General features: G+C 60.2%; 25 protein-coding genes. 11 read left to right on the top strand and 14 right to left on the bottom strand.

Translation table 11 applies throughout. The annotated features are described in order from the left end of the window. Positions 1–125: 125 nt before the first annotated feature. Positions 126–680 carry a tetratricopeptide repeat protein gene (locus PGR6_RS25015; RefSeq protein WP_018925768.1) on the top strand — a complete coding sequence of 185 codons (555 nt, stop codon included), beginning with the start codon at positions 126–128 and terminating at the stop codon, positions 678–680. A gap of 183 nt (positions 681–863) precedes the next feature. On the opposite strand, the gene PGR6_RS25020 is transcribed toward PGR6_RS25015, so the two are convergent. Further along, positions 864–1193: a DUF1820 family protein gene (locus PGR6_RS25020; protein WP_003185742.1), complete on the bottom strand. Its 330-nt coding sequence runs from the start codon at positions 1191–1193 to the stop codon at positions 864–866. A gap of 134 nt (positions 1194–1327) precedes the next feature. Here PGR6_RS25020 and miaB point away from each other — a divergent pair, with 134 nt between their 5' ends. From miaB to lnt, 5 genes are all read left to right on the top strand, one after another. Continuing rightward, the gene (gene miaB, locus PGR6_RS25025) at positions 1328–2656 is read left to right on the top strand and encodes a tRNA (N6-isopentenyl adenosine(37)-C2)-methylthiotransferase MiaB (RefSeq protein ID WP_018925767.1); all 1329 of its coding nucleotides are present in this window, start codon (positions 1328–1330) and stop codon (positions 2654–2656) included. A 247-nt stretch (positions 2657–2903) separates the two neighbouring features. Then, a complete protein-coding gene (locus tag PGR6_RS25030; RefSeq protein WP_019020889.1) occupies positions 2904–3908 on the top strand; it encodes a PhoH family protein in 1005 nt (334 codons plus the stop codon). Continuing rightward, positions 3901–4395, top strand: coding sequence for an rRNA maturation RNase YbeY (ybeY, locus tag PGR6_RS25035; RefSeq protein WP_018925765.1), 495 nt, complete (start codon positions 3901–3903; stop codon positions 4393–4395). The genes PGR6_RS25030 and ybeY overlap by 8 nt, the downstream gene beginning before the upstream one ends. 5 nt (positions 4396–4400) lie before the next feature. Next, on the top strand, positions 4401–5240 hold the full coding sequence (locus PGR6_RS25040; protein ID WP_007909641.1) for an HlyC/CorC family transporter: 840 nt from the start codon (positions 4401–4403) through the stop codon (positions 5238–5240). A 14-nt stretch (positions 5241–5254) separates the two neighbouring features. Continuing rightward, positions 5255–6778 carry an apolipoprotein N-acyltransferase gene (lnt, locus tag PGR6_RS25045; RefSeq protein ID WP_064620595.1) on the top strand — a complete coding sequence of 508 codons (1524 nt, stop codon included), beginning with the start codon at positions 5255–5257 and terminating at the stop codon, positions 6776–6778. A 38-nt stretch (positions 6779–6816) separates the two neighbouring features. Here lnt and PGR6_RS25050 read toward each other — a convergent pair whose 3' ends face one another. Next, entirely contained in the window at positions 6817–7596 is a 780-nt protein-coding gene (locus tag PGR6_RS25050) for a YdcF family protein (RefSeq protein ID WP_019581338.1), read from the bottom strand. Positions 7597–7702: 106 nt separating this feature from the next. Next, positions 7703–8023: a hypothetical protein gene (locus PGR6_RS25055; RefSeq protein ID WP_019650894.1), complete on the bottom strand. Its 321-nt coding sequence runs from the start codon at positions 8021–8023 to the stop codon at positions 7703–7705. A gap of 280 nt (positions 8024–8303) precedes the next feature. Between PGR6_RS25055 and leuS the strand changes: the two genes are divergently transcribed. The 5 genes from leuS to PGR6_RS25080 all read left to right on the top strand — a co-directional run bounded on the left by leuS (position 8304) and on the right by PGR6_RS25080 (position 14451). Beyond that, positions 8304–10910, top strand: a complete 2607-nt coding sequence (gene leuS, locus PGR6_RS25060) for a leucine--tRNA ligase (RefSeq protein WP_018925761.1) — start codon at positions 8304–8306, stop codon at positions 10908–10910. A gap of 90 nt (positions 10911–11000) precedes the next feature. Next, entirely contained in the window at positions 11001–11606 is a 606-nt protein-coding gene (locus PGR6_RS25065) for an LPS-assembly lipoprotein LptE (RefSeq protein WP_064620598.1), read from the top strand. Positions 11607–11645: 39 nt separating this feature from the next. Next, positions 11646–12683 (top strand): DNA polymerase III subunit delta, encoded by a 1038-nt coding sequence (holA, locus tag PGR6_RS25070; RefSeq protein ID WP_007937416.1) that lies wholly within the window; start codon positions 11646–11648, stop codon positions 12681–12683. Positions 12684–12901: 218 nt separating this feature from the next. Continuing rightward, positions 12902–13066, top strand: a complete 165-nt coding sequence (gene arfA, locus PGR6_RS25075) for an alternative ribosome rescue factor ArfA (RefSeq protein ID WP_003176285.1) — start codon at positions 12902–12904, stop codon at positions 13064–13066. A gap of 62 nt (positions 13067–13128) precedes the next feature. Beyond that, positions 13129–14451 carry a lytic murein transglycosylase gene (locus PGR6_RS25080; RefSeq protein WP_064620600.1) on the top strand — a complete coding sequence of 441 codons (1323 nt, stop codon included), beginning with the start codon at positions 13129–13131 and terminating at the stop codon, positions 14449–14451. 95 nt (positions 14452–14546) lie between these two features. On the opposite strand, the gene PGR6_RS25085 is transcribed toward PGR6_RS25080, so the two are convergent. The 11 genes from PGR6_RS25085 to rsfS all read right to left on the bottom strand — a co-directional run bounded on the left by PGR6_RS25085 (position 14547) and on the right by rsfS (position 25090). Next, positions 14547–15494 carry a S66 peptidase family protein gene (locus PGR6_RS25085; RefSeq protein ID WP_064620602.1) on the bottom strand — a complete coding sequence of 316 codons (948 nt, stop codon included), beginning with the start codon at positions 15492–15494 and terminating at the stop codon, positions 14547–14549. A 174-nt stretch (positions 15495–15668) separates the two neighbouring features. Next, entirely contained in the window at positions 15669–16691 is a 1023-nt protein-coding gene (gene lipA / locus PGR6_RS25090) for a lipoyl synthase (protein WP_007946663.1), read from the bottom strand. Between the two features lies 1 nt (position 16692). Beyond that, positions 16693–17340, bottom strand: coding sequence for a lipoyl(octanoyl) transferase LipB (lipB, locus tag PGR6_RS25095; RefSeq protein WP_007937425.1), 648 nt, complete (start codon positions 17338–17340; stop codon positions 16693–16695). Further along, positions 17340–17615: a DUF493 domain-containing protein gene (locus PGR6_RS25100; RefSeq protein ID WP_003215438.1), complete on the bottom strand. Its 276-nt coding sequence runs from the start codon at positions 17613–17615 to the stop codon at positions 17340–17342. Before PGR6_RS25100 ends, lipB begins: the two co-directional genes overlap by 1 nt. An 83-nt stretch (positions 17616–17698) precedes the next feature. Further along, entirely contained in the window at positions 17699–18856 is a 1158-nt protein-coding gene (locus PGR6_RS25105) for a D-alanyl-D-alanine carboxypeptidase family protein (protein ID WP_018925757.1), read from the bottom strand. Positions 18857–19039: 183 nt separating this feature from the next. Next, a complete protein-coding gene (locus PGR6_RS25110) occupies positions 19040–20050 on the bottom strand; it encodes a septal ring lytic transglycosylase RlpA family protein (protein WP_064620605.1) in 1011 nt (336 codons plus the stop codon). Next, positions 20050–21060: a lytic murein transglycosylase B gene (mltB, locus tag PGR6_RS25115; protein ID WP_064620607.1), complete on the bottom strand. Its 1011-nt coding sequence runs from the start codon at positions 21058–21060 to the stop codon at positions 20050–20052. Before mltB ends, PGR6_RS25110 begins: the two co-directional genes overlap by 1 nt. A gap of 17 nt (positions 21061–21077) precedes the next feature. Next, positions 21078–22181, bottom strand: coding sequence for a rod shape-determining protein RodA (gene rodA / locus PGR6_RS25120; protein WP_019650887.1), 1104 nt, complete (start codon positions 22179–22181; stop codon positions 21078–21080). A gap of 31 nt (positions 22182–22212) precedes the next feature. Continuing rightward, on the bottom strand, positions 22213–24108 hold the full coding sequence (gene mrdA, locus PGR6_RS25125) for a penicillin-binding protein 2 (protein ID WP_064620610.1): 1896 nt from the start codon (positions 24106–24108) through the stop codon (positions 22213–22215). A gap of 10 nt (positions 24109–24118) precedes the next feature. Further along, entirely contained in the window at positions 24119–24586 is a 468-nt protein-coding gene (gene rlmH / locus PGR6_RS25130) for a 23S rRNA (pseudouridine(1915)-N(3))-methyltransferase RlmH (protein ID WP_007937439.1), read from the bottom strand. Positions 24587–24595: 9 nt separating this feature from the next. Further along, positions 24596–25090 (bottom strand): ribosome silencing factor, encoded by a 495-nt coding sequence (rsfS, locus tag PGR6_RS25135; protein WP_019581345.1) that lies wholly within the window; start codon positions 25088–25090, stop codon positions 24596–24598. Between the last annotated feature and the right edge of the window lies 1 nt (position 25091).

Raw genomic sequence — 25091 nt, forward strand, 5'->3', positions numbered from 1 at the left:
ATATAGTCCCCGCGCAGCAGAAAAACGAGTAAAGACTTTGTAAGGTTGGCCCTGCTTATTTCATAATGCGCGCTTATTGGATCCCTCGACGGGTCCGCGCGCCCCTCAGAGGTAAGTCGATTCCCATGAACCGCACCGGCCGCACCCTTGCATTGGGCTGCCTGTTGCTCCTTCAGCCCCTGCTCGCGCTCGCACAAGCAGGCGGCAACTCGTTGTTGATCCCGGCGATGGGTCGCTGCACCCTCAATACTCAGCCGCAAGACCTGACGCAAGCGCTCGCCGCCTGCCAGAAAGCGTCGGATGAAGGGGATGCGCAAGCGCAATACGAGTTGGGTGAGTTCTACTACGAAGGCAAGAACGTGCCGCGCGACCTCAATAAAGCCCTGAGCTACTTCGAAAAGGCCTCGCTGCAAGGTCATGCCCAGGCGCAATTCAAACTCGGCACCATGTTCTTCCATGGCGAAGGTGTACCGGCCAATAACATTCAGGCGTATATCGTGCTGAAAATGGCTGCGGTCAACGGCGCCGAAGACGCGCTGGACACCGCCGACGAAGTCGCCGAAAAAATGCCCCGCGAAGACCTGGAAGTTGCTACCCAGGTGCTGGGGCAAATTTTCCGTAAATACCTGATGGAATTGCAGAGCGCCGACGGGCGTACGCCGTTTTCGCCACTTCCCTGAATTGAACACGCCCCCCTGTGGCGAGGGAGCTTGCTCCCCGCTCGGCTGCGCAGCAGTCGTAAAACCCAAGAACGCGGTGTGCCAGACTTATCGTGATTGCAGATCTCGGGGCCGCTTCGCGCCCTGGCGGGAGCAAGCTCCCTCGCCACAAAAAGCCATTCTCACCTTAGAGAAACCTACTGCTTACTTCTCAGGCATCGGCATCGGAAACGGCATGACATTACCGACCGCGCCGCGGGCTTCGCTGATTTTCGGCGTGCCAAGGCGTTCGACCTCGTCGATGCGCACGATCGAATGCATCGGCACAAAACTGCGCACAACGCCTTCGAACTGAGCCTTGAGCTTTTCTTCGCTCGGATCGACGACCACTTGTGTGCGCTCGCCAAAGACGAACTCTTCCACTTCCAGAAAGCCCCACAGATCACTTTGATAGATCTGCTTGGCGTACATTTCGAACACCTGGCCCTGATTGAGGAAAATCACCTTGTAGATTGGAGCTTCACGTTTGGTCATGGTGGGCGGGTAACACATCGGGGATAAAAATGAGGGCGCGAACTATAGCATAGCCACCGGACGCGCAGCGGTAGGAACCTTGGGACATGTTCCCTATAATGCGCGGTTCTTTGAATCACGTGATGAATCTTTCCATGGCCAAGAAGCTTTACATCGAAACCCACGGTTGCCAGATGAACGAGTACGACAGCTCGCGCATGGTCGATCTGTTGGGTGAACATCAGGCCCTGGAAGTCACCGCCCGCGCTGAAGACGCCGACGTGATCCTGCTCAATACCTGCTCGATCCGTGAACGCGCCCAGGACCGGGTGTATTCCCAGCTCGGCCGCTGGCGCGAACTGAAACTGGCCAATCCGGAAATGGTCATCGCCGTCGGCGGTTGCGTGGCCAGCCAGGAAGGCGCGGCCATCCGTGATCGCGCTCCGTATGTCGACGTGGTGTTCGGCCCGCAGACCCTGCACCGTCTGCCGGAAATGATCGACGCCGCGCGCGCCACCAAACTGCCGCAAGTCGACGTCTCGTTCCCGGAAATCGAAAAATTCGACCACTTGCCCGAACCGCGCATCGATGGGCCGAGCGCTTACGTGTCGGTCATGGAAGGCTGCAGCAAGTACTGCACCTTCTGCGTGGTGCCTTATACCCGCGGTGAAGAAGTCAGCCGGCCGTTCGACGATGTGATTGCCGAGATCATCCACCTGGCCGAAAACGGCGTGCGCGAAGTGACCCTGCTGGGGCAAAACGTCAACGGCTATCGCGGGACCACTCACGATGGTCGTCTGGCCGACCTGGCGGAATTGATCCGGGTGGTCGCCGCCGTCGATGGCATCGACCGGATTCGCTACACCACTTCGCACCCGCTGGAGTTCTCCGACAGCCTGATCCAGGCCCACGCCGACGTGCCGGAACTGGTGAAACACCTGCACTTGCCGGTGCAATCGGGCTCCGACCGAATCCTCGCGGCGATGAAGCGCAACCACACCGCGCTGGAGTACAAGTCCAAACTGCGCAAACTGCGGGCCGCCGTGCCGGGGATCTGCATCAGTTCGGACTTTATCGTCGGCTTCCCGGGCGAGACCGAAAAAGACTTCGAACAGACCATGAAGCTGATCGAAGACGTCGGTTTCGACTTCTCCTACTCTTTCGTCTACAGCCAGCGCCCGGGCACCCCGGCCGCCGACCTGGCCGACGAAACGCCGGAAGAACTGAAAAAAGAACGCCTGAATGCCCTGCAACATCGCCTGAACCAGCAAGGGTTCGAGATCAGCCGACAAATGGTGGGCTCCATTCAGCGGATTCTGGTTACCGATTATTCGAAAAAAGACCCTGGCGAACTGCAGGGGCGCACCGAGAATAACCGTATCGTCAACTTCCGCTGCGACAATCCGACCCTGATCGGCCAGTTCGCCGACGTGCACATCGACGCCGCGCAACCGCACTCGCTGCGGGGCTCGTTGATCCAATAACAGCAGGCCATAGAGCCTTTGTGGCGAGGGAGCTTGCTCCCGCTCGGTTGCGAAGCAGCCGCAAACCAGACACCTCGATCATCCTGAAAGATTGAGGCTGGATGATTTGGGAGCGCTTCGCACTCCAGCGGGAGCAAGCTCCCTCGCCACAGTTATCCAGTGAGACTGCTTTAAGAGCTTTCGCACCCAGGCGACTGGCGTTATCCTTTATTTCATCAATATTGCCCCAGGGCGGCTAAATACGACCTTGAACGCACCCATAGAACCACATCGTTTCATCCTCGAGCCTTTTGAAGCTCGCCGCTTCGCCAATTTGTGCGGGCAATTCGATGAGCATCTGCGCTTGATCGAACAGCGCCTGACCATCGAGATCCGCAACCGCGGAAACCAGTTCGAACTGATCGGCGAGCCCAAGCACACCACCTCCGCGGAAAACCTCCTGCGTCGCTTGTACCGGGAAACCAAGGGTACCGAGCTGTCGCCGGACATGGTTCACCTGTTCCTGCAGGAATCGGCCGTCGAGGAACTGGACAACCACTCCCCCGCCGAACCGTCCGTCGCCTTGCGCACCAAAAAAGGCATGATTCGCCCTCGCGGCTTGAATCAACTGCGCTACGTGAAAGAAATCCTCGGTAACGACATCAATTTCGGCATCGGCCCGGCCGGTACCGGCAAGACCTATCTGGCTGTTGCCTGCGCGGTAGACGCACTGGAACGCGAGCAGATTCGTCGCATTCTGTTGGTGCGTCCGGCGGTTGAAGCGGGTGAAAAACTCGGCTTCCTGCCCGGCGACCTGTCGCAAAAAATCGACCCGTACCTGCGCCCGCTCTACGACGCGCTCTACGAAATGCTCGGCTTCGAATATGTCGCCAAGCTAATCGAGCGCCAGGTCATTGAAGTCGCGCCACTGGCCTACATGCGCGGCCGCACGCTGAACAACAGCTTCATCATCCTCGACGAAAGCCAGAACACCACCGTCGAACAAATGAAGATGTTCCTGACCCGGATCGGCTTTGGCTCCACGGCGGTCATCACCGGTGACATCACCCAGGTCGACCTGCCACGCGGCACCAAGTCCGGGCTGCATCATGTGATCGAAGTGCTCAAGGACGTTCCGGGCATCAGCTTCACCCACTTCCAGCCCAAGGACGTGGTGCGCCATCCGCTGGTACAACGCATCGTCGAGGCGTACGAGCGCTTCGAAAATCGCGCTGCCGATGCCGCGCCAAAGGACACCCCGCACGATGCTTGAGCTTGATCTGCAACTGGCCAGCGACGCACCTGCCCCGAGTGAAGCCGAGTTCCGGAAATGGTGCGAACTGGCCCTGCGCCAGCGCACCGCCGACTCCGAGCTGACCATTCGTCTGGTCGACGAAGAAGAAGGCCGCGAACTGAATCACACCTGGCGGCAGAAGGATTACGCCACCAACGTGCTGTCATTTCCTGCCGATGTGCCGGACGAGTTGCTGGATATCCCGTTACTGGGCGATCTGGTGATTTGCGTGGCCGTGGTCGAGCGCGAAGCCGCCGAACAAGGCAAGGCACTCAACGCCCATTGGGCGCATCTGGTCATTCACGGCTGCTTGCATCTGCTTGGTTACGACCATATAGATGACGACGAAGCCGAAGAAATGGAAGCACTGGAACGAACGTTGCTTGCAGAACTGGGTCATCCGGACCCTTATGCGGACGACGAAACAGACACATCCCCTATCGTTACAACAAAGGATTCAGAGTAATCGCTATGAGCGAAGATCGATCGAGCAACGGGCAGAAGTCTTGGCTGGGTAAGCTCACCCAGGCTTTTGCCCACGAGCCGAAAAACCGCCAGGAGCTGCTGGAGCTGCTGCGCGATGCACACCAAAACAAGTTGCTGGACAGCGAAGCGCTGGCCATCGTCGAAGGCGCCATCCAGGTTGCAGACCTGCAAGTACGGGACATCATGGTCCCGCGCTCGCAGATGATCAGCATCAAGGCGACCCAGACACCTCGCGAGTTCCTGCCTGCCGTGGTCGACTCGGCCCACTCCCGCTACCCGGTGATCGGCGAAAGCCATGATGACGTGATGGGCGTGTTGCTGGCCAAGGACTTGCTGCCGTTGATCCTCAAGGAGAACGGTGACAGCTTCAACATCAAGGACCTGCTGCGCCCGGCCACCTTCGTGCCCGAGTCCAAGCGCCTGAATGTGCTGCTGCGCGAATTCCGCGCCAACCATAACCACATGGCCATCGTCATTGACGAATATGGCGGCGTGGCCGGTCTGGTGACCATCGAAGACGTGCTCGAACAGATCGTCGGTGACATCGAAGACGAGCATGACGTCGAAGAAGACAGCTACATCAAGCCGCTGCCCAGCGGTGACTTCCTGATCAAGGCCCTGACGCCGATCGAGAACTTCAATGAGTTCTTTGACAGCGAATTCTCCGACGACGAATTCGACACCGTCGGCGGACTGGTGATGAGCGCGTTCGGGCACTTGCCAAAACGCAACGAAATCACCGAAATCGGCGCCTATCGCTTCCGCATCCTGAACGCCGACAGCCGTCGGATTCATTTGCTGCGTCTGACACCTATAGCTCGGTAACTCTAAGGATTGAAATGCGCTGGATGACCCGCCCCGGCTGGCCCGGTAACCTGCTGGCCGTGGCGGCCGGTGCACTCACCACCCTGGCCTTGGCGCCATTCGATATCTGGCCGCTGGCATTGCTGGCGGTCGGTTTCTTTTACGCCGGTTTGCGCGAACTGAGCCCCCGTCAGGCCCTGGGCCGTGGCTGGTGTTTCGGTTTCGGCCTGTTTGCCGGCGGAACCAGCTGGATCTACTACAGCATTCACAACTTCGGCGGCGCATCTGTACTGCTGGCCGGGTTCTTGATGCTGCTCTTCACCGCAGCGATTGCCTGGTTCTTCGCCTTGCCCGCCTGGATTTGGGCGCGCTGGCTGCGCCGTAACGAAGCGCCGCTGGCCGATGCCCTGGCGTTTGCGGCGCTGTGGGTGGGTCAGGAAGCCTTTCGCGGCTGGTTCCTCACCGGTTTCCCGTGGCTGTATTCCGGTTACAGCCAGCTCGACGGCCCATTGGCCGGGCTCGCGCCGGTCGGCGGGATGTGGCTGATTTCCTTCGCGCTGGCCCTGACCGCCGCACTGGTCTATAACGCACCGCGCCTGATTCGCACCGCTCGCAAGGGCTTTATTGCCGCTGGCGTGTTGCTGCTGGCCGGCCCGTGGGTGATCGGCCTGGCGCTCAAGGAACACGCCTGGACCAGCCCTTCGGGTGCGCCGCTGAGCGTCGCGGCAATTCAGGGAAACATCGAACAAAGCATGAAATGGGACCCGTCGCAGATCAACGCGCAGCTGGCGCTGTACCGCGACATGAGTTTCAGCTCCAAACCCGTCGACCTGCTGATCTGGCCGGAAACGGCGGTCCCGGTACTCAAGGAGTCCGTCGAGGGCTATCTGGACATGATGGGCAGCTTCGCTGCAGAGCGTAAGTCCGCGCTGATTACCGGTGTACCGATTCGACAGGAAGTCCATCACGAAAAGCGCTACTTCAACGGCATTACCGTTGTCGGTGAAGGCGATGGCACTTACCTGAAGCAGAAACTGGTGCCATTCGGCGAATACGTTCCGTTGCAGGAAGTCTTGCGCGGCCTGATCGCGTTCTTCGACCTGCCGATGTCCGACTTTGCCCGTGGACCGGCCGATCAACCGCTGCTACAGGCCAAGGGCTACCAGATTGCGCCGTACATCTGCTACGAAGTGGTCTACCCGGAATTCGCCGCAGGCCTCGCCGCCCGCAGCGATTTGCTGCTGACCATCAGCAACGACACCTGGTTCGGCACCTCGATCGGCCCATTGCAACACTTGCAGATGGCGCAGATGCGCGCCCTTGAGGCCGGCCGCTGGATGATCCGCGCCACCAACAACGGCGTGACCGGCCTGATCAACCCGTTTGGTCAGATCACTGCCCGGATCCCGCAGTTCGAACGCGGTATTCTGTACGGCGAAGTAGTGCCAATGCATAACCTGACGCCGTATCTGCAATGGCGTTCGTGGCCGTTGATCATCATTTGCGTGCTGTTGTTTGGCTGGGCGTTGATGGCCAACCGGATGGCGAAGACCGTTTAACCCGGCAGGATCATTCCCATGCACTGGCGTGGGAATGATCACTCCTCAACAGGCTCGCCTCGATAGAACATCCAATACCCGACCTGCCCCACGAGCTCATTCATCAACTGCCCCGATTGCCAGATCGATTTGAATTCCGGCATCCAGCCACCCAGTGGCCGCGCATTGTCCACGCCTAAAAACCCCACCGGCGCCGGCACCACCTCAAATCCGGCCTGCTCAAAGCTCCACACCGCCCGCGGCATATGCCACGCCTGAGTCACGACCACCACCCGTTTGATCCCCTGCGGCAACAATACCTGGGCGCTGAACTGCGCGTTTTCCCAGGTTGTGCGGCTGCGCCCTTCCTGCCAGCGTACCGTCACGCCAAAATCATCGAGCAACGAATCTGCCATCAGCTGCGCTTCAGTCGGCGGTGTCCCGTAATGCAGGCCGCCGCTGGCCAGAATCGGCAAGCCGGAAGCCTTGGCCAGACGCGCGGCATAGCGCTCGCGCCCAAGACCTACGCCGGTGGGCTGGTCGACGCCCCAGGCCAGGTCGCCACGCTCACGCCCGGAACCCAGCACCACGATCGCGTCGGCGCGCTGGCCCAGGGTGGCCCATTCCTCGCGCACGAGCGGCGGCTCGCGCTCCAGAACCCTGGCAGTCCACTCCACCATGACTGGCAGGCTCATCAACCAGAAGCCGCCCACCCCCATAACGAAGCACGCTCCCGCCAGCCTCGGCCTTGAGCGGCGCCACCACCAGGCGAGTACCAGTAACAGCAAAAGAACGCCGGGCGGCAATAGAAGTTGTTTAATGAAATAACGAAAAGGCATCGGGCATCTCCATAGATGCCCGAAGCCTAAGTGGGTTAACGCAATGCGACAACAAATGCGGAAGGACTTTATTTCAAAAAACCATATGCGATGGTTTCAAGTGTCCTTACTTGAACTGCAGAGACCGGACCTTTACCGCGCCTCCGCCGGGTGTCTTATCCTTGAGCCAGAGGATCTTGGCCGTACGTGGTGCCTCGAGTTGCTTCATTGCTGCTGACAAGCATCCGTGCGTTTCACGTTCACTACGGTCCAGATAGGCCTTGACCAGTTCAAACTCTGCGGGGGTCAAACCACGCAGTTCCAGCTCCAGGGGACGCTCGTCGCGAAGCCGTCCAGCGGTTTTGGCCGCGTCCAGGGCCATTGCGAGACGGTCGATCAGTCTTTCGTACAACTCCGGTTTTGTAGCTTTTTGCTGTGAATCAACCATCCATCACCTCATTGAAGATAAGACTCACTCCCCTTTTAGAGCTTAGCTTCGCTGAAAAAACCGGCTGAGCGCCGCGACCAACGGCCCTTGGGGCGGGAATTGACCGCGCCCTTGCGTGTAATCAGGGTTTCCCTCGGTAGAGTGCCGTCATGTATGCTACGGCGCTTCCTGTAACTCCACTTCCAGCTCGGCTGGGCAGCGAAACGCCGATTTGGCGTCATCACCGTCCAGCGTTGCATTGAAGAGGATTAGGCCACCCCTATTCAGTTCAAAAGTAGCCATGCACGAACAATATCAGCCCCGTGAAATCGAAGCCGCCGCCCAGTCGTTCTGGGACGAGCAAAAGTCCTTTGAAGTCAGTGAACAGCCAGGCAAGGAGACTTTCTACTGCCTGTCGATGTTCCCTTACCCCAGCGGCAAGCTACACATGGGGCACGTGCGCAACTACACCATCGGCGACGTGATCTCCCGCTACCAGCGCATGCAAGGCAAGAACGTCCTGCAACCCATGGGTTGGGACGCGTTCGGCATGCCGGCGGAAAACGCCGCGATGAAGAACAACGTAGCGCCCGCCAAGTGGACCTACGAAAACATCGCCTACATGAAAAGCCAGCTGCGCAGCCTGGGCCTGGCGGTGGACTGGTCGCGCGAAGTGACCACCTGCAAGCCCGATTACTACCGCTGGGAACAATGGCTGTTCACTCGCCTGTTCGAAAAAGGCGTGATTTACAAAAAAAGCGGCACTGTGAACTGGGACCCGGTCGACCAGACTGTTCTGGCCAACGAGCAAGTGATCGACGGTCGCGGCTGGCGTTCCGGCGCGCTGATTGAAAAGCGCGAAATCCCGATGTACTACTTCAAGATCACCGCTTACGCGGATGAGCTGCTGGAGAGCCTCGACGAACTGACTGGCTGGCCTGAACAGGTCAAGACCATGCAGCGCAACTGGATCGGCAAATCCCGCGGCATGGAAGTGCAGTTCCCGTACGACGTCGCTTCCATCGGTGAAGCCGGCGCGTTGAAAGTCTTCACCACCCGTCCGGATACCCTGATGGGCGCAACCTACGTTGCCGTGGCCGCCGAACACCCTCTGGCTGCCCTGGCGGCGCAGAACAACCCTGAACTGCAAGCGTTCATCGCTGAATGCAAGGGCGGCAGCGTTGCTGAAGCCGACGTCGCCACTCAAGAGAAAAAAGGCCTGCCGACCTCGCTGTTCGTCGAGCACCCGCTGACCGGTGAGAAACTCCCGGTATGGGTCGCCAACTACGTGCTGATGCACTACGGCGATGGCGCGGTCATGGCAGTTCCGGCGCACGACGAGCGTGATTTCGAGTTCGCCCACAAGTACAACCTGCCGATCAAATCGGTGGTGCGCACCAGTGCCGGTGACACCAATCCTGCCCCGTGGCAGGACGCTTACGGCGAGTACGGCACGCTGATCAATTCCGGCGAGTTCGATGGCCTCGACTTCGCAGGCGCTTTCGACGCTATCGAAGTCGCACTGATCAAGAAAAACCTCGGCGCCTCGCGCACCCAGTTCCGCCTGCGCGACTGGGGCATCAGCCGTCAACGCTACTGGGGCTGCCCGATCCCGATCATCCACTGCGGCACTTGCGGTGATGTACCGGTCCCGGAAGATCAACTGCCCGTGGTGTTGCCGGAAGACGTGGTACCGGACGGCGCTGGTTCGCCGCTGGCACGCATGCCCGAGTTCTACGAGTGCGCTTGCCCGAAATGCGGTGCACCGGCCAAGCGTGAAACCGACACCATGGACACCTTCGTCGAGTCCTCGTGGTACTACGCCCGTTACGCCTCGCCGCACTTTGAAGGTGGCCTGGTAGAAAAATCGGCGGCCGACCACTGGTTGCCGGTGGATCAGTACATCGGCGGTATCGAACACGCGATTCTTCACCTGCTCTACGCGCGCTTCTTCCACAAGCTGATGCGCGATGAAGGCCTGGTGAGCTCCAACGAGCCGTTCAAGAACCTGCTGACCCAGGGCATGGTGATCGCCGAGACTTACTACCGTCGTGAAGCCAACGGTGCCTACACCTGGTTCAACCCGGCGGACGTCGAACTCGAACGCGACAGCAAGGCCAAGGTCATTAGCGCCAAGCTGATCGCAGATGGCCTGCCAGTGGAAATCGGCGGCACCGAGAAGATGGCCAAGTCGAAGAACAACGGCGTCGACCCACAGTCGATGATTGACCAGTTCGGCGCAGACACCTGCCGCCTGTTCATGATGTTCGCCTCGCCACCTGACATGAGCGCGGAATGGTCAGACTCCGGAGTTGAAGGTTCGCACCGCTTCCTCAAGCGCGTCTGGCGCCTGGCTCAAGCGCACGTCACTCAGGGCCTGCCGGGCAAACTGGACGTCGCCAGCCTGAACGACGAGCAGAAAGCCATTCGCCGTTCGATCCACCAGGCCATCAAGCAGGCCAGCCACGACGTCGGCCAGAATCACAAATTCAACACCGCCATCGCCCAGGTGATGACGCTGATGAACGTGCTGGAAAAAGCCCCGCAAGGCACCGAACAGGATCGCGCGCTGATTCACGAAGGCCTGGAAACCGTGACTCTGCTGCTGGCCCCGATCACCCCGCACATCAGCCACGAGCTGTGGCATCGCCTGGGCCACGCCGACCCGGTGATCGACGCCGGTTGGCCGGTGCTGGACGAAAGCGCCCTGGTACAGGACAGCCTGCAACTGGTCATTCAAGTGAATGGCAAGCTGCGCGGCCACATCGAAATGCCAGCCAGCGCCAGCCGCGAAGAAGTCGAAGCCGCCGCACGGGCCAACGAAAACGTCCTGCGCTTCGTCGATGGCCTGACTATTCGCAAAGTGATCGTAGTGCCCGGGAAACTGGTCAATATCGTCGCCAGCTAAAAATTGGATCGGGCGCCAGGTGAGCCTGGCGCCGAGTAAAACCTTTCGGGCCGCTTGACCGGCCCACATGGTTTCAAGGGGAGCAACAAGATGATCAAACGCAATTTGCTGGTGATGGGCCTTGCAGTCCTGCTGAGCGCCTGCGGTTTCCACCTGCGTGGCACCGAAACCACCGAACTGGCGATCAAGGAACTCGACCTGAGTGCCCGCAATGCCTACGGCGAAACCGTGACACAATTGCGTCAGGTACTGGAAAGCAGCGGCGTCCGGGTCTACAGCGGCGCACCTTACAAACTGGTGCTGACCGATGAGCAGGAAAGCCAGCGCATCCTCAGCTATGCCGGTGCCGGCCGTACTGGCGAGTACCAGGTGAACACCGTGCTCAATTACGACATCCGTGGTCAAGGTGGCCTGCCACTGCTGAGCGACAAGCTTGAAGTGCAGAAGGTGTTCATCCACGATGGCAACAACCTGGTAGGTTCCGACCAGGAAGCCAACGATGCCCGCCGCGAGACTCGTCGTGAACTGGTTCAACGCATGATGCTGCGTCTGCAACAGCTCACTCCGACTCAGTTGGAGCAGCTGCAACAGACCGCCGACGCCCGGGCCAAGGCTGAAGCCGCCGCGCTGGAAGCAGCGCAGAAGGCTGAAGCGGAGACTCCGCGTCAGTCGCCTGTCGAACTGCCGCAGCAATAAGACTTACGGGGCGCTCAGGCGCCCCGTTCGCCTCCTCTTATGAAACTCGCCCCCGCCCAACTCGGTAAACACCTGCAAGGCGCTCTTGCGCCGGTCTACATCATCAGTGGCGATGACCCACTGCTGTGCCAGGAAGCCGCCGACGCCATTCGCGCCGCTGCTCGCCAACAAGGTTTCGATGAACGCCAGGTCTTCGCCGCCGACGCCAGTTTCGACTGGGGTACGCTGCTGCAGGCTGGTGCAAGCATGTCGCTGTTCGCCGAAAAACGTCTTCTGGAACTGCGCCTGCCCTCCGGCAAACCTGGTGACAAAGGCGCCGCCGCGCTCATCGAGTACTGCTCGCGCCCGGCAGAAGACACGCTACTGCTGATCAGCCTGCCCAAGCTTGATGGCAGTGCGCAGAAAACCAAGTGGGGCAAGGCGCTGGTCGAAGGTCCGCAGACCCAGTTCGTGCAAATCTGGCCCGTGGACACCAACCAGTTGCCGAGCTGGATTCGTCAACGACTGTCCCAGGCCGGGCTTTCCGCCAGCCAGGACGCCGTCGAACTGATCGCCGCTCGGGTCGAAGGCAACTTGCTGGCTGCCGCCCAGGAAATCGAAAAGCTCAAGCTGATGGCCGAAGGTGGTCAGATCACCGTCGAAACCGTGCAAGCGGCGGTGGCCGACAGCGCGCGCTTCGACGTCTTCGGCTTGACCGACGCGATCCTCAACGGCGAAGCCGCTCATGCCCTGCGTATGCTCGAAGGACTGCGCGGCGAAGGCGTCGAACCGCCGGTGATTCTCTGGGCGCTTGCCCGTGAACTGCGCCTGCTGGCCAACCTGTCGCTGCAATACAGCCAGGGCGTGCCGCTGGACAAAGCCTTCAGCCAGGCCCGACCGCCGGTCTGGGACAAGCGCAAACCACTGATGAGCAAGGCACTGCAACGCTACTCGGCACAACGCTGGGCGCAATTGCTGCTTGAAGCACAGCGCATCGACGCGCAGATCAAAGGCCAGGCGGCGGGTTCACCCTGGATGAGTTTGAGCCGGTTGACGTTGTTGATGGCTGGGCAGAGATTGTCGTTGCCTGCCGAATAACCTGTTTTCCAGCCTGCACCAACCTCTGTGGCGAGGGAGCTTGCTCCCGCTGGGTTGCGAAGCGACCCCGAAACGGTTTTACGACTGCTCCGCAGCCGAACGGGAGCAAGCTCCCTCGCCACAAGTCATCATTTCCTACATATCCCAGGGACTAGACAGAACCCCAACTTCGGCCGATGATTTGTCCCGCAAAATCCACTCACTTGCGAGAAATCATCATGAGTAAAAAGCCATCCAAGCATGGCCCCAACAAGGCCAAATCCATCATCGCCCAGCCACTGTTCCGCAGCCGTCAGGAACGAGCCGGCAAGGGCAAAGGCAGCTACCGCCGCGAAGCCTTCCAGTCTAATAGCTGGGAGGCTTCTTACTTTCTGGCAGCCTGAAAGGCAAGCCATCGCTCAACATGTTAAGGTCTGCACCTGATTCGTATCCTCTGGACCTGTGCATGCCCCTTTGTCTTTCCCGTCGTTGGCACCTTCGCCAATTGATAGCTGCCTCCAGCCTCGTTCTGCTTGTCGCCTGCGCGGAAAAACCCACCGCCGCCGACGCCCAGCCGCTTCAAACCCAAGCCGTTGCCACGGCCCCTGCGGTCGTTCCGCCGGTGGTTCCGACCGGTGAGGATCTCGACATCCAGCCCACCCAGACCTTTGCCGAATGGCAGGCGGGTTTTCGCAAAGACGCCCTCGCCGCCGGCATTCGCGCCGACCTGTTCGACCGTGCCTTTGCCAATGTCAGCTTGGACGCCAGCGTGATCCGTGCCGACCGCAGCCAGCCGGAATTTACTCGTCCGGTGTGGGAATACCTCGATGGCGCGCTGTCGCCGCTGCGGGTACGCAAAGGTCAGGCACTGGTCAGCCAGTACGCCGATATCCTGCAAAGCATCGAGCAGCGCTATGGCGTCGACCGTCAGGCACTGGTCGCGGTGTGGGGCATGGAGAGTAACTTCGGTCAGTTCCAGGGTAACAAGTCTGTGATCAACTCCCTGGCAACCCTGGCCTATGAAGGTCGACGCCCAGGCTTTGCTCATGCGCAACTGATCGCTGCCCTGCAGATCCTGCAACAGGGTGATATTGAACCCGAGAAAATGCTCGGCTCCTGGGCGGGCGCCATGGGCCAGACCCAGTTCATCCCGACCACCTACAACACCCACGCCGTAGACTTCGACGGCGATGGCCGCCGTGACATCTGGAACAGCGCCGCTGATGCACTGGCCTCGACCGCGCACTACCTGCAAAGCTCCGGCTGGCAGAAAGGCCAGCCGTGGGGCTTCGAAGTCCAACTGCCGAGCAGCTTCAATTACGTCCTGGCCGATGGCGCGATTCGCAAAAGCGTCGCCGAGTGGCAGCAACTGGGGATCACCCTGCCCAATGGTGCCCAGGTTCCGGCCGGTTCCGAACACCTGTCGGCCGCCCTGCTCCTGCCGGCAGGCTATCGCGGCCCGGCATTCCTGATCTTCGATAACTTCCGAGCAATCCTCAAGTACAACAACTCTTCGTCCTACGCCTTGGGCGTGAGCTTGTTGTCTGAGCGTTTCAATGGCGGTGGCCTGATCAACGGTCTATGGCCAAAAGATGACTTGCCGCTGAGCCGTACCGAGCGAATCGAGCTGCAAACCCTGCTGAGCGCCCGGAACTATGACGCCGGCACCCCCGACGGCATCATCGGCGCCAATACCCGTAAAGCAATCCGCAGCGCGCAGCAGTCGTTTGGCTGGCCGGCGGATGGGTACCCTACGCACAAGTTGCTCGAAGGTTTGCGTAACCGCTAAAAGCAAAAGATCGCAGCCTTCGACAGCTCCTACAGGGTTTTGTGTACACCTGCAGGAACTGCCGAAGGCTGCGATCTTTTTTTTGCGATGTGTTGTTACTTGATCACCACATCCTGCTCCAACACCAACGTCTTGCTCCCCGCATCCAGCCTGACCAGTGCCCCCATCGGCAACGTCAGGTTCGGATCGCAATGCCCGCTGCGCCACCCCGCCAGCACGGGTATGCGCAACGACGCGAAGGTCTGCTTGAGCAAGCCCTCCAGCGCGATGGTGTCCACGCCCGCCACATCCCCCACCAGAACCCCGCGCAACTTGTGCAGCGTGCCGGCCAGACGCAAGTGGGTCAGCAGCCGATCAATGCGATAAAGCGGCTCGTTGATGTCTTCGATGAACAGGATGGCGCCCTCGGCGTCGATCTCGTAAGGCGTGCCCATGGTCGCGGCGATCATCGACAGATTGCCCCCCAGCAAACGCCCGTGAGCAATGCCTGGCGAGACGGTCGCCAACGGATAGGCCACCGGGTGCGCCAGCACGCTGTCCGCCGTCACTTGCCCGCGCAACATGTTGAAAAACGAGGACTCGGTGGGTTTCTGCTTGTCACCCAGCAGGTCAGCATTGAGCATCGGGCCGTGAAACGTCACGAAACCCGCATAACGGCTGATTGCCAGATGCAGTGCAGTGATATCGCTATAGCCGATGAACGGTTTGGCATTGTTGCGCAGTAACTCGAAATCGATCCGATCGAGCAAACGCGGCGTACCGTAACCGCCACGCAAACAGATGATGGCGTCGACCTCGCTGTCGGTAAATGCCGCGTGCAAGTCATTGAGCCGCACATCGTCGCTGCCGGCCAGGTAGCCGTCTTTCTCGTAAACGCCGGGGAACACTCGCAGCGAATAGCCGCGAGCGCGCATCCAGGCAATCGCTTTATCGGTGTCCAGGGCAGCGGGGCCGGCAGGCGCAATGACGCCGATCAGCCCTGCAGGCGGCAAGGCCGGAACAGGGACGTGAGGACAAAGGGTGTGGGTCGGTCGAGCAGTCATCCATGATTCTCCCTGTGTGAATGCTTCAGCACACAGTAGTCAGGAACGGGAATAAACAAAAGAGGGTCAGTCGCACCACGGCTTGCAGGAAAAGCCTGCAGAGGATGTGGGCACCGCCAATGAAAACGCCCGCAAGGACTAACCTTGCGGGCGTGCTCTTTTCTCAGCGCGGAATCAGGACGACATCAATTCGGCCTTGACCAGCTTCGCCTGCTCGTCGGCGTGGTACGAGGAGCGTACCAGCGGGCCGGAAGCGACGTTCTTGAAGCCCATCTTGTAACCTTCCTCGGCAAACCAGGCGAAGGTGTCCGGGTGCACGAAGCGCTGGACCGGCAAGTGGCTGCGGGACGGTTGCAGGTACTGGCCCAGGGTCAGCATGTCGATGTCGTGTTCGCGCATGCGTTTCATGACTTCGATGACTTCTTCGTCGGTTTCGCCCAGACCCAGCATCAGGCCGGACTTGGTCGGAATGTGCGGCATCATCTGCTTGAAGCGTTGCAGCAGGGTCAGCGACCACTGGTAATCCGACCCCGGACGCGCAGCCTTGTACAGGCGCGGCACGGTTTCCAGGTTGTGGTTGAACACATCTGGCGGCTCGGCGGCGGTGATTTCCAGTGCGACGTCCATGCGGCCACGGTAGTCCGGGACCAGGGTTTCGAGCTGTACGTTCGGCGACAGTTTGCGGATTTCGCGGATGCAGTCGGCAAAGTGCTGGGCACCACCGTCACGCAGGTCGTCACGGTCTACCGAGGTGATGACCACGTATTTCAGTTTCAGGTCGGCGATGGCAATGGCCAGGCTTTCCGGCTCGTTCACGTCCAGTGGCTTCGGACGACCATGGCCAACGTCGCAGAACGGGCAACGACGGGTGCAGATATCGCCCATGATCATGAAGGTCGCGGTGCCGCCGGAGAAGCACTCGCCCAGGTTCGGGCAGGATGCTTCTTCGCAAACGCTGTGCAGCTTGTGTTTGCGCAGCAAGGCCTTGATGCGGTCGACTTCCGGGGAAACCGGGATGCGCACGCGAATCCAGTCTGGTTTCTTCGGCAGTTCGGTGGTCGGGATGATCTTCACCGGGATGCGTGCAACCTTCTCGGCGCCGCGCAGCTTGACGCCGGCTTCAACCTTGGCACGCGGGGCCGGACGCTCGGTGACATCGAGCGTCGGGATCATGGTTTGCACTGCATCAGTAGTCATATCAATCGATTCCGCCCGTTAGGGTCGTCTGCTCAGCATAGTCGAGGTGTTTGACGAGCTGCGCGCGCAGCCGGGCACTTACCTCGGCAAATTCAATCGGTCCTGCGTGATCGCGCAGCTGGGTCATCGCCAGCCCGGCATAGCCGCAGGGATTAATCCGTCGAAACGGTTCCAGGTTCATATCCACGTTCAGGGCCAGGCCATGAAAGGAACAACCGTGGCGGATCCGCAGACCCAAGGACGCGATTTTCGCGCCATCGACATAGACACCCGGTGCATCCGGCTTGGCGGATGCGGTCACGCCGTAACTGGCCAGCAACTCGATCAGGCACTGCTCCATGCGGCTGACCAGGTCACGCACGCCGAACCCCAGCTTGCGCACATCCAACAACAGGTAGGCCACCAACTGGCCCGGACCGTGGTAGGTCACCTGCCCACCGCGGTCGACCTGCACCACCGGAATATCGCCTGGCAGCAACAGGTGTTCAGCCTTGCCGGCCTGGCCCTGGGTGAACACCGGAGGGTGCTCGACCAGCCAGATCTCGTCGGCGGCATCGCTGCCGCGTTCGTTGGTGAAGCGTTGCATGGCATGCCAGACCGGCTCGTAAGCCATCTGGCCAAGTTCGCGAAAGCCCAGCGTGCCAGGCATCACAGCACCATGTGCACGAAGCCGGTAGCCCGCAGTTCGCTGTTGATGTTGTACAGCTGGTCCTGGTCGGTGGCGACGATGTGCAACTGAATCGTGGTGTACTTGCCGTTGGTGCTTTGGCGCTCATCAACGCGGTCATGGTTGATCGTCGCGTGTTTCTTGACGATCTCGATGATCTTGTCTTTGTTGCCCACACCCGTATCGCTGATCACCTTAACCGGGTAATCAACGTTGGGGAATTCGATCTTAGGCGCCTTTACTTCGGTATCGGTCATGGCGTAACGGCCTCGTAAGCGTAAGCCGTGGCGACAGCAAGGCCCCACGCCGGATCAGCGTGGGGCCATGCAGGTGCACACTATCAGTTGAACAAGCCGTAGAAGAATAGACGGATGCTATCCCACATGCGGCGGAAGATACCACCCTCGTCGACTGCGTCCAGAGCGATCAGGTCGGCGCTGTGCACCACTTTGTCGTCCAGTTTCACTTCGACTTTACCGATCACGTCGCCCTTGGCGATGGGTGCAACCAGTTGCGGGTTCATGGTCATGCTGGCAGCAAGCTTCTTCAGCTGGCCTTTTGGCAAGGTCATGGTCAGGTCTTCAGCCAGGCCGGCCTTGACTTGATTGGTGGTGCCTTTCCAGACAGGTGCCTGAGCCAGCTCGGCGCCTTTCTGATAGAAGGTCTGGGTTTCGAAGAAGCGGAAACCGTAAGTCAGCAGCTTCTGGGTTTCGGCAGCACGAGCCACTTCGCTGTTGGTGCCGAACACCACGGCGATCAGGCGCATGCCGTCACGTACGGCCGAAGACACCATGCAGTAGCCGGCTTCGTCAGTGTGACCGGTTTTCAGACCGTCGACAGTCTTGTCGCGCCACAGCAGCAGGTTGCGGTTAGGCTGCTTGATACCGTTCCAGAAGAACTCTTTCTGCGAGTAGATCGCGTAGTGAGCCGGGTCTTCGTGGATGATCGCGCGAGCCAGCACGGCCATGTCGTGAGCCGACGAGTAGTGCTCCGGGTTCGGCAGACCGGTCGGGTTCATGAAGTGGGTGTTGGTCATGCCCAGATCAGCAACGGTTTTGTTCATCAGGTCGGCGAATGCGTCTTCGCTGCCGGCGATGTGCTCGGAGAGCGCAACACTGGCGTCGTTGCCCGATTGAATGATGATGCCGTGCAGCAGGTCGCTGACGGTAACTTGCGAGCCGACCTTGATGAACATCCGCGAACCACCGGTACGCCAGGCGTTCTCGCTGACGGTCACCGGATCGTTTTCGCCGATCTGGCCACGACGGATTTCCAGGGTCGCGATGTACGCGGTCATCAGCTTGGTCAGGCTGGCCGGCGGCAGACGCTGGTCACCGTTGTTCTCTACCAGCACGTTGCCGCTGCTGGCGTCCATGAGTACGTAGGCTTTGGCGGCCAATTGCGGTGGCGACGGCATCATCTCGACCGCGAAAGCCGCGGGTGAGAGAAGCAGCGGGACTAGCAGGCACAGGCGTTTGGCAAAGGTGGTGATGTTCATCCGTCTCTCGAAATCGCTAATGGAAACTGCCCTAGGGCAAAACTAATCAGACAACTTTTCAAAAAGCTGTCACGTGTTCAGTTGCTCACTCTGTAACCCTTGCCGGGCTTTTGTTCTTCAACGAGCCAACAACCCGGTTCGCCCCCCAAAACTGCAAGCGAACCGTCAATCAAGTACTACGTGTTACTCGGCGCTGACCAGGCTCGGTGAACCGAGATTGGCCAGCCGCACGCTGTTCTGCACCTGCTGGATTTCACCCGCAGAGCCGATCGGCCCCATGCGCACCCGATGCAGTGTCTGCTGGTTACGCACGATCGAGCTGATGAACACCGGAGCGCTCACCATCCCGCTGAGCTTCGATCTCAGGAGCTCTGCAGCGTCCGGGTTGGCGAACGCGCCCACCTGCAGATACTGGCCAGAGGCTGGTACAGAAGCGTTTTTTTTTGCATCGATCTGCACGGGCACAACGGCTGCGGCGTGTTGCTGCGGCGGTGGCGTCCATTGCTCGACGGTGCCAGTGGAAGCGGTCATGGTCGGCGCGGCATTTTGCGCCACTTGCGGCTCGTTGAGCATCAACGGCGCCGGACGACCTCTCTGCGCCCACCATTCCTGCGGGTCGATGCCTTCGACCTTGACCCGCGCCGTGCCGATTTCAGCGTAGCCAAGCTTCTTGGCGGCCGCGTAGGACAAGTCGATGATCCGGTCTGAATAGAACGGCCCACGGTCATTGACCCGCAGAATCACCGTCTTGTTGTTGTCCAGGTTGGTCACCCGAACGTAACTTGGCAGTGGCAAGGTCTTGTGGGCGGCGCTCATGCCATACAGGTCATACACCTCGCCGTTGGCGGTGTTCTGGCCGTGGAACTTGGTGCCATACCAGGACGCCGTGCCCGACGCGACGTAGGTCTTGGATTCCTGCAGCGGGAAGTAGGTCTTGCCCAGCACGGTGTACGGGTTGGCTTTATAAGGACCGCTGTGCAGGGTCGGCGTGGCATCCGGGATGCGCGATACGTCGACGTCCCACCAGGGTGCGCCATCCTTGTGCGCCCGGTTGATGTCCAGGCCGGGGGCCGAACGAACGGCGGTGGAAGACTTCTGAGTCGGTGAGCGGCTGGTCGAACAACTGGCGACCAGCACCGCCAACGCGGCGAATGCCATGAGCTTCAGGGGTTTATTCATAGGCAATGCCCGCATTACTTGACGCCCCGTGCTTGGACCAGCTGTTCAGACAGTTGATGTACGGCCATGGCGTACATCACGCTGCGGTTATAACGCGTGATCGCGTAAAAATTCGTCAGGCCCATCCAGTATTCAGGGCCATTGTCACCTTCCAGGCGGAAAGCCGTGACCGGCATATCATCGCGCAGCGCATCATGACTCGACCAGCCCAGCGCCCGCAACTCCCCGACGGTTTTCGTCGGTTCGATGCCGTCGGTCAGCCCCTCGTCCACCTGATCGCCGCGCACATCGGCACGGCTGACCACAGGTTCGCCGGCGACCCAGCCGTGTTGCTTGAAATAACTGGCGACGCTGCCGATGGCATCATCGGGGTTGTTCCAGATATTAATGTGGCCGTCACCGTCGAAATCCACCGCATAGGCGCGAAAGCTGCTCGGCATGAATTGCGGCAAGCCCATGGCTCCGGCATAGGAGCCTTTGAGGGTCAACGGGTCGACCTGCTCTTCACGGGCCAGCAGCAGGAATTCACGCAACTCCTTGCGAAAGAAATCAGCACGGGGAGGATAGTCGAAACCCAGGGTCGACAAGGCGTCGATCACCCGATAATTGCCAGTATTGCGACCAAAAAAGGTTTCGACGCCGATGATCGAGACGATCACCTGCGCCGGCACACCGTATTCCTGCTCGGCGCGAGCCAGCACCGCCTCGTGCTGACGCCAGAAGTCCACGCCACGGGCGATGCGCGCGTCGGTGATGAACATCGGGCGATATTCTTTCCACTGCTTGACGCGTTCGGCGGGTTTGGAGATCGCGTCCAGAATCGACTGTTTGCGCTCGGCTTCGCGGAACACGCCCATCAGCTGTTCACCGGCAAAGCCGTAGTCACGGGTCATGTCACCAACGAACTCGGCCACCTGGGGTGAGCCTTCGTAATCGCCGGCCAATGCTTCCTGCACGGAACCAAGGATGCTCACCAGGCCGACCCACGGTGCGTATCGAGTCGCCCAGCCACGCATTACTTGCATTGAAATCTTCACCTTATTCAAACCTGCGCGATCCACTTGCGATGGGTATGGATCGACATCAAAACCCCAAACGCTGACAGTAGCGTCACCAGCGAAGTTCCTCCGTAGCTAATGAACGGCAACGGCACCCCCACCACCGGCAACAGGCCACTGACCATACCGATGTTGACGAAAACATAAACAAAAAACGTCATGGTCAGGCTGCCCGCGAGCAATTTGCCAAACAATGTCTGGGCCTGGGCGGTAATCACCAGCCCGCGACCGATCAACAGCAGGTAAATCAGCAACAGCGCGCAGATACCGACCAGGCCGAACTCTTCGCCCAGGACCGCAATAATGAAGTCGGTGTGGCTTTCTGGCAGGAAGTCCAGGTGCGACTGGGTACCGAGTAACCAGCCCTTGCCAAACACGCCACCGGAACCGATGGCCGCTTTCGACTGAATGATGTTCCAGCCCGTGCCCAGCGGATCGCTCTCGGGGTCGAGGAAGGTCAGGATTCGCTGCTTTTGATAGTCGTGCATGATGAAGAACCACATCGCCACGGCCACCGGCACGGCGGCGGCGATCACGCTGAGGATCCAGCGCCAGCGCAGGCCACCCATGAACAGCACGAATGCGCCACCGGCGAGGATCAGCAACGAAGTGCCGAGGTCGGGTTGACGCACGATCAGAATGAACGGGACACCGATCAGCACCAGACTGATCCCCACGTGCTTGAGCTGGGGTGGCAAGGAGCGCTTGGCCAAATACCAGGCGATGGTCGCCGGCATCAGGATCTTCATGAATTCCGAGGGCTGGAAGCGGATCACCCCGGGGATATTGATCCAGCGGGTGGCCCCCATGGCGTTATGGCCCATGACGTCCACCACCACCAGCAAGATCACGCCGACCACATAGCCGAGCGGCACCCAGCGGGCCATGAAGCGCGGTTCGAACTGGGCGATGACGATCATCGATATCAGGCCGATGCCGAAGGAAGTGGCTTGCTTGGCCAGCAGATCCCAGCTCTTGCCGCTGGCCGAATACAGCACGAACAGGCTGCCGGCGGCGAGGGTCAGCAGCAGGATCAGCAGCGGGCCGTCGATGTGCAGGCGTTGCAACAGCGTCGCACGGCGACGCATCACATCCTCGCTGGAGAGCATGCGATCGAAATTATTCTTCACGGGCCGTAGCCTCCGCACTGATAGGGCTGGCGTATTCGGCTTTCAGTCGTCCGTCCTGGTCGAGGAGCCAGGCGTCCATCACTTGACGCACCACCGGCGCGGCGACGCCGGAGCCGGACTCGCCGTTCTCGACCATCACCGACACCACGATTTGCGGGTTGTCGGCCGGCGCGAAGCCGACGAACAAGGCGTGGTCGCGGTGGCGCTCCTGCACCTTGGAGCGGTCGTACTTCTCGCCCTGCTTGATCGCAACCACCTGGGCCGTACCACTTTTGCCGGCGATCCGGTATTGCGCGCCGATCGATGCCTTGCGCGCCGTACCCCGGGCACCGTGCATTACCTGCTGCATGCCGTGATTGACCTTGGTCCAGTCCGACGGGTCGCGCAGGATAATGTCCGGCATCGGATGTTCATCCTTCGGCTTCTCGCCCTCGATGGTCTTGGCCAGGTGCGGACGATTCCAGACACCCTTGTTGGCCACCAGTGCCGTGGCCTGCGCCAGTTGCAACGGAGTGGACTGCATGTAGCCCTGACCGATCCCCAGAATCAGCGTCTCGCCCGGGAACCAGGCCTGACGACGGGTCACGCGCTTCCATTCCCGTGTCGGCATCAGCCCCGGCGACTCTTCGAACATATCCAGGGAGACCTTCTGGCCAATGCCGAATTTGCTCAGGTAGGACGACAACCGATCAATCCCCAGCTTGTGCGCCAGGTCATAGAAGTAAGTGTCGTTGGAACGCATGATCGCCGTGTCGAGATCGACGAAGCCGTCACCGGTACGGTTCCAGTTGCGGTACTTGTGATCGTAGTTGGGCAGCATGTAGTAACCCGGGTCGAACACCCGGGTCGACGCCGTGACCACGCCCGCATCCAGGCCGGCAATCGCCACCGCTGGCTTGATGGTCGAACCGGGCGGGTATAGACCGCGCAGCACGCGGTTGAACAGTGGCCGGTCGATGGAGTCACGCAGCTCGGAGTAGGCCTTGAAACTGATGCCGGTGACGAACAGGTTCGGATCGAAACTCGGCTGGCTGACCATCGCCAGCACCTCACCGGTTTTCGGGTCCAGCGCTACCACCGCACCACGGCGACCGCCAAGCGCGGCTTCGGCAGCTTCCTGCAATTTGATGTCCAGGCTCAGAACGATGTCCTTGCCGGAAATCGGTTCGGTACGTTTGAGTACCCGCAGCACGCGGCCACGGGCGTTGGTCTCGACTTCTTCGTAACCGACCTGACCGTGCAATTCGGGCTCGTAGAAGCGCTCGATGCCGGTTTTGCCAATTTGATGGGTGCCGCTGTAACTCACCGGGTCCAGAGACTTGAGCTCTTTCTCGTTGATCCGCCCCATATATCCCACCGAGTGCGCAAAGTGCGCGCCCTGCGGATAGTGACGAACCAGCTGCGCGACCACTTCCACACCGGGTAGACGGAACTGGTTCACCGCGATGCGGGCGATCTGCTCTTCGGTCAACTCGAACAGGATCGGCACCGGCTCGAACGGCCGACGCCCCTGACGCATACGCTTCTCGAAGATCACCCGGTCCTCGGGCGTCAGCTCCAGCACTTCGACGATCACGTCGAGCACTTGCTGCCAGTCGCCGGAGCGTTCGCGGGTCATGCTCAGGCTGAAGCTGGGCCGGTTGTCGGCCACCACCACGCCATTGCGGTCGTAGATCAGCCCGCGAGTCGGCGGAATCGGCTGCACATGGACGCGGTTGTTTTCCGACAGGGTCGAGTGGTACTCGTACTGGATCACCTGAAGGAAATACAGCCGCGCGATCAGCACGCCGATCAGCGTCACCACCGCAATAGCCCCGAACACGACGCGACTACGCACCAGACGGGCGTCTTTTTCGTGGTCCTTGATGCGGATCGGCTGGGACATGAGGGCAGAACTACTTGTGGTAAGGGTGGCCGGACAGCACTGTCCAGGCACGATACAGCTGTTCACCGATCAGAATCCGCACCAACGGGTGCGGCAACGTCAACGGCGACAACGACCAGCGTTGATCCGCCCGGGCACAGACTTCCGGCGCCAGCCCCTCGGGGCCGCCGACCATGAAATTCACCGTGCGCGAGTCCAGCCGCCAGCGATCGAGTTCGACCGCCAGTTGCTCGGTGCTCCAGGGCTTGCCGTGGACTTCGAGGGTGACAACGCGCTCGTTCGGCCCGACCTTGGCCAGCATGGCTTCGCCTTCCTGACGGATAAAGCGTGCCACGTCGGCGTTCTTGCCGCGGGTGTTGAGCGGAATTTCCACCAGTTCCAGCGCCAGCTCGGAAGGAAGACGCTTGGCATATTCATGCCAGCCTTCTTCCACCCACTTGGGCATGCGTGAACCGACGGCGATCAGTCGCAGTCGCACAGCGTTCCCTTATTGCTGGTCTTTGTTGAGCTTGGTGAAATGCTCATGGGTGTTCTCAGGGCTGTGGTGTGCAGCGCTGGCAGAACGGCTTTGCTCGGCGCCGGCCCACAGGCGTTCCAGGTCATAGAACTGGCGCGCCGAGGCAGTCATCATGTGCACGATGACGTCGTCCATATCCAGCAGAACCCAGTCGCTGTCGCCCTTGCCTTCTTCACCCAGCGGCTTGACGCCTTGGGCTTTGACGGCTTCGCGGACCTTGTCCAGCATCGCGCCGATCTGGCGGTTGGACGTACCGGTGGCGATGATCATGTAGTCAGTGATGCTCTGCTTTTCACGAACGTCGATCACCTGGATGTCCTGGGCCTTGACGTCTTCCAGGGCTGCTACGGCAACCTTGACCAGCTCTTCGCCGGCCAGTGGCGCGCCAGTTGGTGCTTCTACTGGCAGCGGTGCGCTCTTGAATGTGCCCTTGCGCTTTACTTTGTTTACGTCTTTGTCAGTCATA

Source organism: Pseudomonas sp. GR 6-02 (assembly GCF_001655615.1).
Taxonomy (GTDB): domain Bacteria; phylum Pseudomonadota; class Gammaproteobacteria; order Pseudomonadales; family Pseudomonadaceae; genus Aquipseudomonas.